The following is a 16,714-nucleotide window of genomic DNA, read 5'->3' as shown; positions in this document are numbered from 1 at the left end:
GATGCTCCGGCTTGCAGCGACCCTGCTTTGCCCGTTCGCCGCGGATTTACGGCGCGATCGCCGCCGGGCGCGTTATTCCCGTGGGATCTCGAGCGGCACGACAAACATGCCAGCGGTGTATTCCATATGGAAATAGCCGCAGCGCGCGTAAGCCGCAATGCGTTCGAGCTGTTCGGGCGATGGGGACGTATGGGTCGCGGCAGCCGTCTCGTCTGAGGATTGCTCAGGCGTAACAGGCGCGCGTTTTGACAATTGCTTCTGCAGACTTCGCACAGGATGCCGAAGTCCGCCCCAGATAAGCGTCGCTGAAAGTGCGGCCATACGGCCTCCGTCGATTCATTGCGATACTAATGAATCTAGCGACCTGGATACGGAATCGCAAACAAGCTTTTGTGGAATGGTTTTCGGAGAACGGATCAAACCGTAAGCAGGGTTTGCGCTGGCCGTGGTGCATCCGCGTGGTGCACCCGTGCATCACGGGCAGCACTCTTCCCTGCCGAGTCCTGACGACGCTACAGCCCGTGCAACGGCGCCTCGCCGTACCAGTAACCGCACTGATGCGCGGCGTACGCATCGTAAGTGTTCGAGACCGGATAACCGAAGTCGAGCGTTTGCCGGGTCGCCGACGTATACAACGGCCAGTTCGCCACCGTGCTGCCCGAATTCGGATTGCCGGTATGCGCGAAACCTGCAAGCGCGGTTGTCATCGCCGTGGACAGGCTTGCCTGGTTCGCCGTCGGGATCGGGATCAGTTGCCACCAGTAGTCGAGATCCGATGAGTGAAAGGCGCCGTAATTCATGGTGGTGGGCGGCAGCAACGAAATCAGGCTGTGTACGCTATAGGGCGCGGGATCCGAAAAGCGGTACATGTAAGCCGCTGGCGAATATTTCGCGAGGTTGTCGGCGTCCTGCATTTCGCTGCAGGTGAACAGGTAGTCGCCCGTGGCTTTGGCCAGTGCCTGGCTCGGCGAGGTGAACTGGCTCGCCGGATAAAGCGCCGCGGTGGCGGCGCCGGGCACGCCGAGGAAATTCTGGATCGCCGTTTCGTAGCCCGCGGATGTCACGGGATTGCCCTGCGCATCGAATGCCGCCCCCACGAAGTACGTTCCTTCGTCCTCGGTGAAACCGGATATCACCGGCACGCGGTTGTACTGGCCGCTGGCAAATGCCACGCTCGTCGAACTCGGCAGTACCTTGCCGTCGATCGTCGCATACCAGGCCACGGGGTTGCCTTGCAGCAGTGCGGAGGCCGGCAGATTGCGCAGGCAAGCGGCGCTGGTGGTGTCCGTGCAACCCCATGTTTTGGCGCAGCCAATGCCATCCGTTTCAGCCTGCTGCAAGGTCTCCTGCTACCGGCTAAAGCCACCGCTCATAGCGACCGCCTTCGCAAACAGACCCGCAGCACCGGGCGAAGCAAGTTGCACATACACCGAATGGCCGCCCGCCGAATCGCCGAAGATCGTCACGTTGGCAGGATCGCCGCCGAAAGCAGCGATATTCTTCTGCACCCAGGCAAGCGCGGCGGTCTGGTCCATGATGCCGTAGTCGCCGGAAGCGCCGTTGGGATCTTCCGCGGCTAGTGCCGGATGAGCCAGAAAGCCTAGCGCATTCAGACGGTAGTTGATCGTCACCACAATCGCGTTCGCCTTCTGGGCAAGCGCGCTGCCATCCGTCGCGGAACCGGAGCCGACAATGAAACCGCCACCGTGAATCCAGAACAGAACAGGCAACGCCGTAGTGCTTGCGGTGGTGCCGGGAACGTAGACGTTGATGAAGAGACAGTCCTCGCTGCCAGTCGGTGCCGTCGCCGTTCCCTGTACACACGACGAGCCGACGTGCGACGCGTCGTACATGCTCGTCGTGTAGGCCGCGGCAACTACAGGAGGTTTCCAGCGCAGCGCGCCTGTTGGCGGCGCCGCATACCGCAAGCCGAGAAACTCACGCACGCCGTTGACGGTGACGCCTTTAACCTGTCCTTGCTGGGTCTTGACGACAGTGGGGTCGGCGGGCGCTGTGTCGTGAACACTACCGCCGCACCCGAGAATGACCAGTGGAATCGCTATTGCAATGAACCATCGAGTGACGCGCTGGTGATAGGTACTCATGCTTGTCTCCTGATCTCCGGAGAACGCCACCGCCTGACGCTTACTCCGGATCGGGTCCAACTGGCGGTTTGAAATTAACCACGGCCAATACGCCGCGCCGTCGCTGTTGACGCATCAGGTCTAGAACAATGTCCGCAGCCCCACCCGCACCGCGGTCGACGACTGAGCTGTGCCGACATACACGCCATTGGCAAACACCGGCGCTGCACCGCCGCCGAGGAACACCGGTGCCGCGCCGCCCGATGCGCGCAGATAAGTCGCGCTCGTATAGACATCGGTGCGCTTCGACAGCGCGTAATCGAGCAGGAGCGTGCCGTTCTGCCACTTCTGCGAGCCGAGCTTGCTGTACCAGTAGCCGCCCATCAGCGTCGTGGCGGGGGTGAGTTGGAACACCTCGTTCACTTCATAGGTCGGCATCGAACCGTTGTCGTGGCCGATGCGGAAGTGCGTGTCGGTGAACAGCAGCCGCGTCAGGCTCCTGCCGAAGCGATAGCTGCCGCCCACACCGAAGCTGCTGACGCTGCTCGCCAGCACAGGCGTGGCCGGCAGATCGGGGAAGAACGTGGTGCCGGCCTGGCTCGGCCCATTCAGGCCGAGATCATGCGTATCGGTGTACGCAGCGCCGAGGTTCAACGGACCATTCGAATAACGCAGTCCAAACGCAATCACGCGCCCGGTTCCTGCTGATACGGATTGCGAAGGAAATGCGTACAGCGCGCCTGCCTGCAATCCCAGGTAGTTCGGCGACGTATACTTGATGGCGTTATTGATGTGCAGCGTGCCCGCAAGGTGATCGAAGTCGCCCGGGTGCCACGAGTACTGACCGGCGACCTGCCCCATCGCAAACTGCGTGAGGTTGTCCCAGAAGAAGTCGTATTGCTTGCCGAGCGTGAACCGGCCATACGTTGAATTTTCGATACCCAGCCACGCCTGACGGCTAAACAGCACACCCGATTGCACCATCGTGCCCGAGTAGAGATTGAAGCCGTTCTCCAGCACGAAGACGACGCGCGTGCCGCCGCCGATATCTTCCACACCGCGCAGGCCCCATCGATTCGACTGGATCGAGCCGTCGTTGGCGACGAAGTTCGAATGGCCGTTCACGTTGCTGAAGTAGGTAATGCCCGCATCGATAATGCCGTACAGCGTCACGCTGCTTTGTGCGTGCGCGACCTGGCTGCTCATGCTCAATGCCAGTACAGCGGATGCGCTTAAGCTCAAGGCAAACTTTTTCATTGCTCGTCTCCAGTGGTTTTATTTTAAAAAGGCAAAACGGTGCCCTCCCTTGCAGAAGGGATATCTGTTCCCTGTCGGGAATGCCCGGCGGGCGGCCGGGCGCTGGGGATGTCGTTTAGGCGCTAACCGTTGAACCGGTATAACGTCGAATCAGTGCGAAAGCGGATTTCTTCACTCAGGCTGTTGCTGACTACCAGATAGCGCTGACCGTCATCGACGAAGCTGGCGGCATCCGTCGCAGCGGATGTCGCGAAGTCGCCCACCAGTTCGAAGCAGCCATCGCGCCAGCGGAAAATCTCCGATTGCGGCACGACAACCGGTGCCTTCGGCGTGCCGGTGATAAAGCACACGCGCACCAGATAGCGCCCCTCTTTGCCGTCGATCAGACACAGTTCGCGCCCGCCAGGGCCGCCCAGCATCTGCGTCTCGACGAATCGCGCGCCGTCGAATCGATACAGCGTGGTGTGTTTGAGCAGGTTCGCGTGCAGCATCCAGAGCGCGCCGTCGGCTTCGAAGAACCGGAACGCGCGTCCGCCGTTTTCCTCGAACGTTTGCAGCGGGACAAACTTCTCGCCGTTCCAGCGATTCACCGACGACCCGCTAACGTGGTCCGCATACGCGAGATAGTGCTCGCCACCGAACGACACGAACGCGAAGTTGTAACCCCACTGTCCGTTGAAAGTCTGGAACGGCACGAAGCGCTCGCCATTCCACTCGAACAGGCACGACTCGCGAGGATGTTTCGGCACGACACCGTCGACCACCACGCCTTGCGACAAGCCGAGAAAATGACGCGAGTCGAACGAAAAAGCCGTCCACTGCTTCGCCCCGAATACCGGAAAGCTTTGCAATGGCACCCATGCGCCGGCGATGCGTTCATACAGCACTGCATCGGTATCGAGATCGTACGGCCCCTTGCCGGTTCGAATGCCCGCCACCGCGAGGAAGCGCCGGCCGTCGATTTCGAAGTACTCAAGGTCTTCGCCGCCGGGCAAGGGCAGCGCTTCATGCTCGACGAAACGGCCGTCCTGCCAGCGGTAGATCGGTGCTTCGATGTCGCTGTCCCCGCCGTTCATGTAAGGCGTCTCACCCGGCACATCGCGCGCGAGTTGCGGGACGCCGAGAAAGGTGCCCTCGTCCGTCGTAAAGACTTCGACTGCGCGCGCGCCGCTGGTCGGCAGCTCCTGCAACCTGGTGAGCAGACCCGCGCCTAATTCAGTTCTTGCCATGACCCGCCTCTCCCAACTCCGAACCCGTGATCGCAAAAGACGCAGCCGGCGTGACCGCGCCACTCTCTGTTTCACGCGGCCGCAGCACATTGGCGAGAATAATGCCGAGCGCCGCGCCTACGGCGAGGATCGCCGCCAACATGAAGAGTGCTTCGAACGACAGATGCTGCGACAGCAGGATGCCGCCGACCACCGGCCCGACGATCGAACCGATGCGTCCGATCGCAAGCGTCCAGCCGACACCGGCCGCCCGCACGTTGGCGGGAAAGAGATAGCTGGCAATCGCCGGAAACGTCAATTGCCCGCCGACCAGAAACCCGCCGACGGCAAACAGCATCGCAAGCGCGACATTCCCCGCACCGATGATCTGGCCTAACGCCACCGTCAACACCGCGCCGCCCAGAAACGAAATCGCCACCGGCACGAACGGCCCGCGTTTGCCGACCAGGGTCGAAATCACCAGCGCTCCGCCGATCGCGCCGAAATTGAGCACGACCGAACCGAGCGCCGCGCGTCCCGGTTCGACGCCGTTCATGTTGAGAATGGTCGGCATGAAGCTGACCAGGAAGCCCGACAGAATCATGCTCGACAACACGCCGAACCACAGCGCCAGCGTCGCCGGAAGCCGGCCACCGGCGAACACGCCGCCGATCACGTTCAGACCGCGCGCCGCATGCAATCGCGCTGCCACGCGTTCGGCGCGGCTCACGGTTTGCGCCGGAATCACGAGCAGCACTGGAATCATCGCGAGCAAGGCGAACGTGCCGCCCATCAGAAATACGAACGGCCAGCCGAAGCGCACCATCAAGGCCGCGGTGATCGCACCGCCCACCACCGCGCCGAGCGGAAAACCGATGAACATCAGAATCACCAGCGAGGAGCGGCGTTGCGGCGAACCGCTCTCGGCCGTGATCGCCGCCACCGGCGGAATCGCGCCGCCCATGCCGAGGCCGCCGATAAACCGGAGCGCGGCCAGCATCGTTGCCGACGTGGCAAAGGCACAGCCCAGCGTGAAAATGCCGGTTACGGCAAGCGCCAGTAGCAACATCGGCCGTCGACCGAAACGGTCCGCCAGCGGGCCGACGATCAGCGAGCCGAGCACCGTGCCGATGAAACCGGCGCCGAACACGCGGCCGAGTGTGGCGTGATCGATCTGCAAGGACTTCGCCAGCAAGGGCGCGACGAACGACAGCATCAGCGTGTCGAAGCCGTCGATCATCGACACCGCGAAGCACACCAGCGTGATGCGCAGCACGTTGCTGAGCGGCGGACCCGCCGACGGCTCTTGTGCAAGTGAATTCATGAAGCCTGTCTCCTTCATCAAGGGCATTTTGTTATGGCCCGCGCGGCTGCCCTTACGCGCGGGTATGGGTACGGCGTCCGTCGTTACGACTGCACGGCGCTCGGGAAAGTCACATTCGTAAAGCCAGGAATCGCAACCTTTTGCGGCTGATTGCCATTGCTGTACAACTGATCGACGATGTAGTCAGCGACGCAGTTGGACAACAGTTGCGTCGGATCTTCCATGATGCGGCGCAGGCGCGCCGTGGTCGCATCGCGGTCGTCGATCGAGGTGATGGGCGGCATGCCGCCGGCCGGCACCGGATCGAAGTGAAACGGCCGCTGCCCGGGAAACAGCAAGCGCGCGACATCGATACTCGAGCGGGTGTTGAGCCACAACGCCCGATAGGTGCGTTCCAGTTCCGCCATGCCCGCGGCGTCCGGTAATTCGGCGACCGAGAACGACGGCGCATGCGGTGCGATGAGCACACGCTCCGGCAACAGCACGCGATCCGACGCGCACCACACCAGATAGCAGATGTTGTTCGACGCCCAGCTCACACCGGCGGTCGGCCTTCCCGACTGTCCGCTGACGAGGAACATCAGACGGTTCCAGTCGATTGCTTGCGCGCGAAACCAGTTGCCGATGCGGTAGACGATGTCGAGAAACGCCAGCCCGAAGGTCGCGAACATCACGTCGTTCATCGGCACCGGAAACACACTCGTGGACGGCGCGGCGAAGTACTCTTCGTTCAGACGTTCGAAGCTCAGCAGCGAGTGATCTTTCTCGATCCGATCAAGCAGATCGATCGTCACGCCGCAGGTGTAGTCGACGAGATCGGCAATCTTCTGCTCGTGGCCCGCGAAGCTGGCGACCGCGACTTGATCGCGCCACAACGCGAGCGAGTTCGCCGCGCGAGTTGCCTCGGCATGACTACGCAGGTTCGACGCGTCGCGTTGCCACGCGTTGTCGTGCGGCGACAGTTCACGCATTCGCGCAAGGTAAGCCAGCGCCAGCGGCAAATGCGATACCGCCGTCAACTCGATAAAGCCACGCGTCGATTTGCGAAAACTCTCGATCGACGGCGCGCGCCCCGCGCCGGGAAACAACACGATATCGCTGCCGGTCGACACCAGCATTGGATCGTCCGCCTGCAACTGCGCCATCTGCTGCGTCAGATGGATGCCAATGCTCTGCGGGTCCGACGTGAACGCGCGAAAGAGACCGGCAAACGCTGCGTTGGGTTGGTAGGACATAGTGGGTGTGGATTGCCTCAATAGTCGAACAAGCGTGCGGGGTTGTCGGACAGAATCATCTTGTGCACCACCGGATCGTTGGTCCATGCGCCGAGCAGATTCAGCAATTCGCCGGTGTCGCGCGTCGAATCGGGAATGTGCGGCCAGTCCGAACCCCAGATCACTTTTTGCGGTGCCGCCTTGATGATCGCCTCGGCCATCGGCGCCACGGCTTCGTAGCCGCGATGTTTGGCGATCCGATACGGCGCACTGAGTTTAAGCCAGCAGTTGCCGTCTTTCAGCAAGCTGAGGAGACGGTCGAAATCCGCCTGCGTGAGGCCGTCTTCTTCGAGCATGTAGCCCATGTGATCGATGACGAAATCCGTCTGCACGTCAGCGAGAAACGGAATCAGATTACGCACGACCCAGCCCGGCGCATAGAACTGCACGTGCCAGCCGAGGCTCGCACACAGGCGCGCCATGCGCGTGATGTACTGCTGGATTTCAACGGTCGGCAGGCCGGAACGTGCAAACAGATCGAGACGCACCGCGCGAACGCCGGACTGACGGAAGCTATCCAGCGTGGCCGCGTCCGTGCTCTCCTCGATCATCACGACACCGCGCGCGATCGAACCTGCCACGTGCAACACGTCGATCAGGCAGCGGTTGTCCGTACCGTAAAAACTCGGCTGCACGATCACGAAACGCTTCAGGTGCAGCACGCTCATCATCTGCAGATAGTGCGAGAGCTTGCCGTCCGGCAGCGTGTAATGCGGATGCTCGACCTTCGGATATTTGTCTTCGGAGCCGAACACGTGCATGTGCGCGTCGCAGGCGAGCGGCGGCATCGTGAACGACGGGCGTGACAGGGTTTCATAGTCACGCATCGGCGTGGAAATCAGCGGGGTTTCTGCCATGATCTGAAATTGGAAGTTCGAATTAAAGTTGACGTGCCTGTTCGACGCGTTCACGCAGCGCCGCCAGATAAACATCGCTGTCGATGCCGGCAAACACAAACGGTGCCGCGCCCTCGCGGCGCAATTCATTGAGCGCCTCGCACTCCGGCATGCCACCCACGATCACCACCTTGCCGTGACGCTGTGCTGCCGCGATCACCTTGCGGCACGCGGCCACCACCTCGGGATGCGCCGATTCGCCGGTGTGGCCCAGATCGGCGGAGAGATCGTTGCAACCGAGCGCGAGCACGTCGACGCCTTCGATCGCCGCTATCGCATCGGCCGCTTCGACGCCGGCGCGGCTTTCGATCAGCACCTTGAGCACGGTCGCGTCGTTCAGACGCCGGTTGAGGTCGCGAGCGGGAAGTTTTTCGAAGTTGACGTAGGGCAGCGTCGCGAGTTGCGAGCGCTGGCCGAGCGGCGGAAAGCGCGTGGCGATCACCGCGTCGCGCGCCTGTTCGGCGGTCTCCACGCGCGGCACGATGATGCCGAGCGCGCCGCCGTCCAGCACGCGGTTGATCGTGCCGTAATCGCGTTCCGGCACGCGCACCCACGGCATCAGGCCGAGGTCGACCGCGCATGAGCACAGTTGCGACACGGTATCGACCGGCAGCGAGCTGTGTTCCATATCGACCCAGATCGTGTCGTAGCCGGCAGCTTTGGCCCAGCGGACCGCATCCGTTGTGCGCGAGGCGCGAATTCCCAGCGCAATGATCTTGTGTCGCGCCCGCAGGCGTTCGACCAGTTCCGCACCGTTCATGCTGTCTCCGTCGTTTGAGTAAGTGGAAAACAGTATCGCCCGGGAAACAGTTTTGATTTATTCTCCAAATCAAGGTTATTGATTTACAGAGCAAATCAATGAATATCCGTCATCTGGAATTTTTCGTGGTGCTGGCGCAGGAGCTGCATTTCCGCCGCAGCGCCGAGCGGCTGGGCATTACGCAGGCGCCGCTGAGCCTCGCGATCCAGTCGCTGGAGACGGAACTGGGCGCGCGGCTCTTCCACCGCACGCGCCGCTCGGTCGCGCTGACCGAGGCGGGCCTGGCCTTGCTGGACGACGCCCGGGCGATCCTCGCGCGGATCGAACACGCGAAGGAAAGCGTCTGGGAGACCGTCAGCGGCGACGTTGGGCGGTTGCGAGTTGGCTTTACCAACGCCTCGACGCTGTCACCGTTTTTTCCCAAGCTGATTCATGCGTACCGGACGCAGCGCCCGAAGGTCAACATCACGCTGCTGGAGTTGTCGTCATCGCGGCAGATCGAGGCGATCGAGCAGCGCGAAATCGACGTCGGTTTGTTGCGGATGCCCGAAAGCGTGCCGCCTACCGATCTGGTGTTCACGCCGCTGATGGAAGAGCCGCTCGTGCTCGCCATGCATGCGCGGCATCGGCTCGCCAAAGCCGCGTCGATCAAGGTGAAGGATCTGCGCGACGAGCCGTTCATCGCCTACCCGCGGCAAGCGGGGGTCGCGGTTCATGAAAAGATTATCGCGTTGTGCGCGAAGCGTGGATTCGAACCTCAGGTGGTTCAAGAGGCCCAGCAGGCGTCCACCCTGATCGGGCTGACCGCTACCGGGCTCGGCATTGCGATCGTGCCCTCGACACTGCAGACCATCGCAGTGCCGGGGGTGGTGTTCAGAGAGCTGGACGAGACGGACACCATCACTACGCTGTACATCGTTCATCGTCGTGGTGACGCCAACGCCCGGGCAATGCAGTTTGTGGAGCTGGCGCTGGGGCTTCGGTAGGCCGCGGACGATACCGTCGGCACTGTGCACATCATGCACAGAACTTGTGACGCACACGGCGTTGTCGCGACAAGCTGCGGACCCTAGACTTCGTTCCTTTCCAGTCCTTCGAAGGGAACCTCATCATGTCGAAGCGCACACTGCGCAGCATCCTCGGTGCGGGTACGCCGGCATCTTTGCCGGCCCACACCACTGCATTGCTGGTGATTGACTTCCAGAACGAATATTTCACGGGTTCGTTGCCGATTCCCAACGGCATGAGCGCGTTGCAGAATGCACGCGCCCTCGTCGACTACGCCGATCACCATGGCTGGAACGTCGTGCACGTGCAGCACATTGCGCCGGCAGAGTCGCCGTTGTTCGCTGCCAATAGCCGGAATGCCCAAATCTGTTCAGATATCCAGCCTGGACCGAGCCATCTGCTGGTCAAGAAAACTTCCGTGAGTGTGTTTGCGAGCACCGATCTGGCACAGACGCTGAAAGCCGACGGTGTCACTCACCTCGTGTTGTGCGGTCTGATGACACACGCCTGTGTTGCCGGCGCTGCGCGTGACGCCGTGCCTGCGGGCTTTGAAGTTGTGGTGGTGGCCGACGCGTGCGCGACCCGGGACATCGAGTTCAACGGCACGGATAGCGTCCCGCACGACGTGTTGCACCTGTCTGCGTTAGCCGAAATCGCGGATACCTTCGGCTCCGTGGTGAACACGCGGGATGTGCAGTCGCTAACTTCGTAACTGGCCTCTTCCAGCCCGGGTGTGCGGCGCGATGCGATGCGGTTCGGCTGCAGGGTCGTGATAGCATCCGACGCTTCGACAACGCGCTCGATTCATGGATCAACTGCTCGCCATGCGGGTCTTCCGCAGCATCGCGGATGCCAAAGGTTTTTCTGCTGCAGCCGAACGGCTCGGTACTTCTCACTCGACCGTATCACGCCAACTGAAGCAGCTCGAAGCCACGCTCGGCGTCCAGTTGATCAACCGTAATACGCGGCGGTTTGCACTCACCGCTGCGGGCGAACGCTACTTCGCGGCGAGCGTCGACATTCTCGAACGTGTCGATGCGGCAACCGAGGCGATGGCCGGTGAACATCAAACCGTGGCTGGCCGCTTGCGCGTCAGCGTGCCACTTGCCATTGGCACCCTTGAACTGGCGGACTGGCTTCCGGCGTTCCAGAGACGTTACCCTGACCTCCAGGTCGACCTGTCTTGCAGCGATCAGTTTGTTGATCTCGTAGCGGAGAGCTTCGATGTTGCGTTACGGATCAGCGGGCCATTGGCCGACACCAGCCTCGTTGCCCGAACGCTGACGGTATCGGACATCGTCCTTGTCGCGTCACCCGCCTATCTGGCACAACACGGGCTGCCGCGCACGCCTCCACAACTCGCCAAACACGAGTTGCTGACCTTTTCCGGCGCCCATGCGGCGGACCGCTGGGTGCTGACCTCCGGGCGAGGCGCACCGGCCCATGTCGAACTGAACGGCCGCCTCACATTCGATGCGATCACCGCGCTTTATTCCGCCGCGCTGGCAGGCGCGGGCATCGCCGCGTTCACGCGGCATACGGTTCAAACCGATCTGGCTCGCGGCCACCTCGTCCACCTCCTGCCCGGCTACTCTCTCGGCACGCGCCACTATTACGCCCTCTACCCGCAAACGCGGTACGTAGCGCCCAAGGTGCGAGCTTTCGTCGACCATATGGCCGAGCACTATCGCGAACGCTGACCACTCGATTATCGGGGCCGTTATGTAGGACAATAGGTTCCTAACGGCTGCGACGCTCCATCGCGCGTTGCCGGGACAACATCAACGCGGTCCATGAAAAACTCCGCGATGTATCGTCGGGCACGGCATATGCGTCGTGCCTTTGGCGACACGAATGCACTGAGACGACCAGAACACCAACCGAACAGGTCAGAATGGACAGCTTGCTTATAGGGCCCGCGACACGCAAACAGGCCGTCTTTGCAGGTACATGTGCGTTGCTCGTTCTGCTCATATTCGCGATTGCCGGTCAGCGTGCGCACCAGCCGTTGCCGGCAATCACGCCCTTCATGCCGATGTGTGCGCTTACGGTGTTCACCACGTCGGGAATCGCCGCGTTTCTTCTCGGCGCCCGCTTCAGCGTGACGCAACAACCTATGCTCGGCGCGCTGGGCGGCGCGTACGCGTTCACGGCGATTACCGTCGCTTTGCAACTGCTGATGTTCCCTGGCGTTTTCACGCGCACCGGCCTGTTCGGCGCCGGGCCCCAGAGCGCGGCGTGGATGTGGGTTTTCTGGCATGCAGGATTTCCGCTACTCGTCATTCTGGCAGCGCTCATACGCGACCGCCTCCCGAACAAGCCGATCGGGCTGCCTCGCATCGATGTCTGGACGTGGGCGTTAATCGGCGTTCCCACTGCGCTTGCGGCAGCGCTTGGCGTCTTTGCCATTCATGCGAACCTGTCCGCGCCTTTTCATGCGGCTTCCGAGACAAACGCCGTTTTAGGCGGCCGCACCGGACTCGTCATCTGCTCGCTCGACGCGCTCGCCGTCGCCGTGGTCCTGTACAAAGGGCGCCTGCGGACCGTGCTCGATCTATGGGTCACCATTGCCCTGCTCGCCTCCCTTGCGGACGCCAGTCTGAATCTGTTGAGCATGGTTCAGTTCACTCTTGGCTGGTACGCTGCACGGGTTTTCAGCATGCTGGCGCCCGGCGTGCTGGTATGCGTGCTGGTCTGGGAAGTGACCGTGCTCTACCGTGAATTGTCCGAAGCGCACGCTTCGCTTCTGCATACGTCCACACGCGACGCCCTGACGCGCGTTTATAACCGTAGCTACTTTGACGACCAGTTTCGCAGGGAATTCGACCGTGCCGCGCGCAACGGTCAGCCGCTCTCGCTCGTCATGATCGATGTCGACAATTTCAAGGATTACAACGACGCCTTTGGCCATCTTCGCGGCGACGTTTGCCTCAGCGCGATTGCGAAAGCGCTCGCAGGAACAGCACGCCGGTCGAGCGATTTCGTCGCGCGTTACGGCGGTGAAGAGTTCGCCGTGGTGTTACCCAACACGGGATCGGAAGAAGCATCGGTCATTGCCGAGCAGGCCCGGCTCGCCATCATGCAGTTGGGCCTGACGGCGCCAATTCCTGGTGGCCAGGTCACCATTAGTGCCGGGTGCGCGACGAGCGAGCAAAGCACGCTGAACACGCCCAACGCACTCGTTCAGGCGGCGGACGCGGCGCTCTACGACGCGAAACGTGCAGGACGCAATCGGGTCCAGTCCGTCACACCCAGACAGTAAAGCTTGAGGCCTTCAGGCAGCAAAGTCCTGAAACCCCCGCAAGCTCCCCACGACAGTAACAAGGGAAAACCGCAGCGCCGGGCCTCCCCCACCCGTGGCAAAATCACCCGCACCGCGGCATTGGTCCGGGAGACCTGCAATGGGCAACAAGACGCACGGCAAACGCAACGCTAACGCGGCAGGCCAGTCGGAGGCCGCACCGGACATTCCCGGACAGGTTGTTCTTGTGTTTCAGGGAGGCGGCGCCCTCGGCGCGTACCAGGCCGGCGTCTATCAGGCGATGCATGACCGCAAGGTCAAACCCGACTGGGTGATCGGCACGTCGATCGGTGCGATAAACGGCGCGATCATCGCAGGCAATCTGCCCGAGAACCGTATTGCGCGATTAACCCAGTTCTGGAACGGCGTGGCGCGCCGTGGCGCTGATGCGGCAAGCTGGTTGTTTCCCGGGCTCGCCAACTGGTCGCGCGATCTCGCGATCGTCACGCAAGGCGTGCCGTCGTTTTTCACCCCACAACCCGGGTCATGGGCGAATATTCAGACGCGCGTTGGGCCGGAGCGGGCGGCATTCTATTCGACCGAGCCGCTGCGTGAAACGCTGTCTTCGTTGATCGATTTCGATTACCTGAATCACAAGGCGACGCGGCTGACGGTCGGCACGGTCAATGTTTGCAGCGGACGTATGCGGTACTTCACTAATCGCGATGCACCGATGGACGTCGAGCACGTGATGGCATCCGCCGCATTTCCACCCGGCTTCCCTTCGGTGCGGCTGGAAGGCGAATCGTACTGGGACGGCGGCATCTACTCGAACACGCCACTAGAAGCCGTGCTCGATGACAGGCCGCGAAACAGCTCGGTGATTTTTTCGGTGCAGTTGTGGCCATCGAGCGGCCCGGAGCCCGAATCCATCCTGCAGGTCATGAGCCGGCAGCGCGACATTCAGTATTCGAGTCGCGCGGAAAGCCATCTCGATCGACAGAAGCAGATTCACCGGCTGCGGCACGTGATTCGCGAACTCAGTCAGTACCTGCCCGAAGAGAAACGCGATACGCCCGAGGTTCAGGCGCTCCTCGGCTGGGGCTGCGGCACGACGATGCAAGTCTTGGAACTGGACGCGCCGGCATTCGATAACGACGACTTGAACAGGGATATCGATTTTTCGTCGAGTGGCATCGAGCGGCGCTGGGCCGTGGGTTATGAAGACACGATCCGCTTGCTGGAGCGCGCACCGTGGCGCGAAACACTGGACCCGATGGAGGGTATCTCAGTGTTTCGAATGGGCTCGGTGGATGCGGCCAAAGATAACTAAAGAAGTACGACAAAACGAGTCTGCAGTCAGATCAAGCCCCCACCTGGGCCGTATCAACGGACGCCGGTCAGGTCGACACACCCTGCATGCGACGGGCGAAGCGTATCCGCTCGGCGCGGTCCATCAGATCCAGGAATTGATCCGTACCCATGTGAATCAACTCTTCATGATCGCCGGCCTCAAAATAGACGTCCGGCTGCTGGGCAAGGCTCTCGTCGAGATAGGTTCGCATGCCATAGGCCGTACATACCGGCGGAAGCGCGCCTATGTCGCAATCCTTGAACAGCTCCCGCAGATCGAACTCCTTGGCCAGCAGGAGGTGGCGTCCGGTCTTTGCCCAAAGTTCGGATAGCCGCACGGCGTAGGTCGATGGCAGCACAGCCGCCACATAGCCGTGCTCGTCTTCAAACAGCACTGTTTTGGCAAGGCGGTCACCGGGAATATGCGCCGCTGCAGCAGTTTCGATGCTGGAATGGCTGTGCGGATGATGCACGATTTTGTACTGGGAGCCCTTGCTGCGCAGGCACTCCTGAAGAGTGGCAGACATTGACATGACGCACCTCCTCCGGAAGGAAGGAAACGGGAGACTATTGCTCGCGGTCCCTTAAGGATAGGTCGCTTTGGTTCGCATGTGAAAACATGCAAACAGCAGCATGCAGACCGCAGCGCCGCGACTGCGCGGGTGTGACGACTGGAACGGTATCAAAGCCGCAGCAGTTCGTCTTTCATCCACTCGTGGACGGCTCGCCCAAGTTCCTGCTGCGACAGATCGCGAGGAGAGAATGCCGGGCCGACCACCACACGAATTTGCCCGCGGCCGCTGGGCCAGCCTTTTGCCGGCCAGACTTTGCCCGCGTTGAGAACAACCGGCACAGCAGGCACGCCAGTCGCGCAAGCCAATCGAACGCCTCCCGATGTCATTCTCAACGGGGCATCGTGTGGCACCCGGGTCCCCTCCGGGAAAATGACGATGACATCCCCCTTCGCCAGCTTCTCAGCGCTTTCCTGCGTCACGGCCTGATGAGCCTGCCGGGCGGAGCCGCGGTTCAGGCTGACCATGTCAAGGCCACGCAGCACCCAGCCAAAAAACGGAATGCGAAGAAGCTCTTCCTTGAAAACAAAACTGATGCGCCGTGGAAAGAGCGCAAGAAATGCGAGTGTCTCCCAGGTCGATTCGTGACGGCACAGGAGTATCGCCGGCCCTTCAGGAAGATGTTCAAGCCCTTCTATCGAACATGAAACGCCCGGCAGCCAGCGCATCACCGCCACCAGTGCACGACACCATTGTTTTGCCAACCAGTATCTTCCGGCCCTGCCGACGAACGGGAACAGGAGCAGTATGACCATTGAATACAGTGTCCCGCTGCCGAGAACATAGACGATGAACAGCCATTTAGTGAAAGTCGAACGCATCGGGGCCTGATTCAGATTGGTTTGCGGTGGAATATTCACCGTTGGCAGGTAAGACCATGCCGTGAGAGATGCGTTCGTATGCCACCCACCTCCAAAGGACAATGGAGTGGTTCGGGACCGGGCTTTCGGGGATGAAAGCGGACGCGTTGACAGAACCGGCGCGCGATGCCGCAAAGGCAGCAAGCGATGCGCGCAAGCCTACGCTGGCGCAAATATCACTGCTCCAACGTCTTCGATGTGAGTGAAGCTTCGAACGAACCGGTAGGTCTGGTCGCCGACCGTTATCCGGTTCAAGCCTGCGTGAGTCAGTTCGAGAATCTCATCGGCCACGCCCGTTGCGATCGTTCCGTGACCCGTCAACGGGTTGTCCTCGTCCGCCGGGTCGCCGATGTAGACAGCACAGACGTCTGTACCGCGGCGCATCATGACGACGCATTCGCCCTCATCCAGCGAGAGTTCGAGATATCCAACCAGCGTCAGCAATGACCCAGGCGTTTGTCCCTGCGGGTCGTAGGCCAAACCAGATTCAGCAGGCATAGTGCCGTCCCCCATCAAATGCGTCGGTCCTGAACAGGAAGCTCGCCCCGGGCGGGACGATGACTCCACTATAGACGCCTATGTTTGAATGCGGGACATATTGGAATGCCCGGTTAGGAGCGCAACACGCCTTTCAGGCGTCCCAGCTCAGCGGGTCTCGTGTATGACCGATACAGTTCGCCAACTGTGCCGAATGCCAGAGCCGGTTTGAGCGTCGCGCCGGGAAGCGCGTCTGCAATCCAGTCAAAAGCATTCATTTCACGTTGAGCCGCATGGACTGCGGCAGTGAGCGCAGTGAGGGCTCGCTCTGCGGAGTGCCCGCCAAGGTCGACGAAGCAACTCTCAAACGGATGCTTTGTTGCGCTCTCGACGTACAACG

Annotated in this window: 15 protein-coding genes and 1 pseudogene; 5 read left to right on the top strand and 11 right to left on the bottom strand. The window is 61.5% G+C overall.

The features are described from left to right. Positions 1-72 precede the first annotated feature (72 nt). From KHO33_RS25080 to KHO33_RS25040, 8 genes and pseudogenes are all read right to left on the bottom strand, one after another. Entirely contained in the window at positions 73-321 is a 249-nt protein-coding gene (locus tag KHO33_RS25080) for a hypothetical protein (protein ID WP_054040008.1), read from the bottom strand. Positions 322-512: 191 nt separating this feature from the next. After that, positions 513-2,105 (bottom strand): annotated as a pseudogene (locus KHO33_RS42180) (carboxylesterase/lipase family protein). Positions 2,106-2,225: 120 nt separating this feature from the next. Further along, positions 2,226-3,341 (bottom strand): porin, encoded by a 1,116-nt coding sequence (locus KHO33_RS25065; RefSeq protein WP_200565659.1) that lies wholly within the window; start codon positions 3,339-3,341, stop codon positions 2,226-2,228. Positions 3,342-3,463: 122 nt separating this feature from the next. Then, the gene (locus tag KHO33_RS25060; protein WP_054039998.1) at positions 3,464-4,570 is read right to left on the bottom strand and encodes a hypothetical protein; all 1,107 of its coding nucleotides are present in this window, start codon (positions 4,568-4,570) and stop codon (positions 3,464-3,466) included. Continuing rightward, positions 4,557-5,873: an MFS transporter gene (locus KHO33_RS25055; protein ID WP_200565658.1), complete on the bottom strand. Its 1,317-nt coding sequence runs from the start codon at positions 5,871-5,873 to the stop codon at positions 4,557-4,559. Before KHO33_RS25055 ends, KHO33_RS25060 begins: the two co-directional genes overlap by 14 nt. An 83-nt stretch (positions 5,874-5,956) precedes the next feature. Beyond that, the gene (locus KHO33_RS25050) at positions 5,957-7,108 is read right to left on the bottom strand and encodes a DUF5624 domain-containing protein (RefSeq protein ID WP_200565657.1); all 1,152 of its coding nucleotides are present in this window, start codon (positions 7,106-7,108) and stop codon (positions 5,957-5,959) included. 17 nt (positions 7,109-7,125) lie between these two features. Continuing rightward, a complete protein-coding gene (locus KHO33_RS25045; protein WP_054039990.1) occupies positions 7,126-8,004 on the bottom strand; it encodes an amidohydrolase family protein in 879 nt (292 codons plus the stop codon). A 22-nt stretch (positions 8,005-8,026) separates the two neighbouring features. Continuing rightward, on the bottom strand, positions 8,027-8,803 hold the full coding sequence (locus tag KHO33_RS25040) for an HpcH/HpaI aldolase family protein (RefSeq protein ID WP_200565656.1): 777 nt from the start codon (positions 8,801-8,803) through the stop codon (positions 8,027-8,029). 98 nt (positions 8,804-8,901) lie between these two features. On the opposite strand from KHO33_RS25040, the gene KHO33_RS25035 reads away from it, so the two are divergent. The 5 genes from KHO33_RS25035 to KHO33_RS25015 all read left to right on the top strand — a co-directional run bounded on the left by KHO33_RS25035 (position 8,902) and on the right by KHO33_RS25015 (position 14,385). Next, a complete protein-coding gene (locus KHO33_RS25035) occupies positions 8,902-9,789 on the top strand; it encodes a LysR family transcriptional regulator (protein ID WP_054039987.1) in 888 nt (295 codons plus the stop codon). A 125-nt stretch (positions 9,790-9,914) separates the two neighbouring features. Then, positions 9,915-10,523, top strand: coding sequence for a cysteine hydrolase family protein (locus KHO33_RS25030; protein ID WP_054039985.1), 609 nt, complete (start codon positions 9,915-9,917; stop codon positions 10,521-10,523). Positions 10,524-10,617: 94 nt separating this feature from the next. Continuing rightward, complete coding sequence (locus KHO33_RS25025; RefSeq protein ID WP_200565655.1) at positions 10,618-11,511, top strand: LysR family transcriptional regulator; 894 nt, start codon at positions 10,618-10,620, stop codon at positions 11,509-11,511. 194 nt (positions 11,512-11,705) lie between these two features. Further along, complete coding sequence (locus tag KHO33_RS25020) at positions 11,706-13,073, top strand: sensor domain-containing diguanylate cyclase (protein ID WP_200565654.1); 1,368 nt, start codon at positions 11,706-11,708, stop codon at positions 13,071-13,073. Positions 13,074-13,212: 139 nt separating this feature from the next. Continuing rightward, positions 13,213-14,385, top strand: a complete 1,173-nt coding sequence (locus KHO33_RS25015) for a patatin-like phospholipase family protein (protein WP_054039981.1) — start codon at positions 13,213-13,215, stop codon at positions 14,383-14,385. 67 nt (positions 14,386-14,452) lie between these two features. Here the strand turns inward: KHO33_RS25015 and KHO33_RS25010 are convergent, their stop codons facing one another. The 3 genes from KHO33_RS25010 to KHO33_RS25000 form a co-directional block, all read right to left on the bottom strand. Further along, positions 14,453-14,938, bottom strand: coding sequence for an aminoacyl-tRNA deacylase (locus KHO33_RS25010; protein WP_054039979.1), 486 nt, complete (start codon positions 14,936-14,938; stop codon positions 14,453-14,455). 149 nt (positions 14,939-15,087) lie between these two features. Further along, a complete protein-coding gene (locus KHO33_RS25005; protein ID WP_054039977.1) occupies positions 15,088-15,798 on the bottom strand; it encodes a lysophospholipid acyltransferase family protein in 711 nt (236 codons plus the stop codon). A 198-nt stretch (positions 15,799-15,996) separates the two neighbouring features. Further along, a complete protein-coding gene (locus KHO33_RS25000) occupies positions 15,997-16,335 on the bottom strand; it encodes a hypothetical protein (protein ID WP_054039975.1) in 339 nt (112 codons plus the stop codon). Positions 16,336-16,714: the final 379 nt, after the last annotated feature.

The sequence above is a fragment of the Paraburkholderia nemoris genome (assembly GCF_905221015.1).
Classification (GTDB): Bacteria; Pseudomonadota; Gammaproteobacteria; order Burkholderiales; family Burkholderiaceae; genus Paraburkholderia; species Paraburkholderia nemoris.
This window is presented reverse-complemented; position numbering and strand designations above follow the sequence as displayed.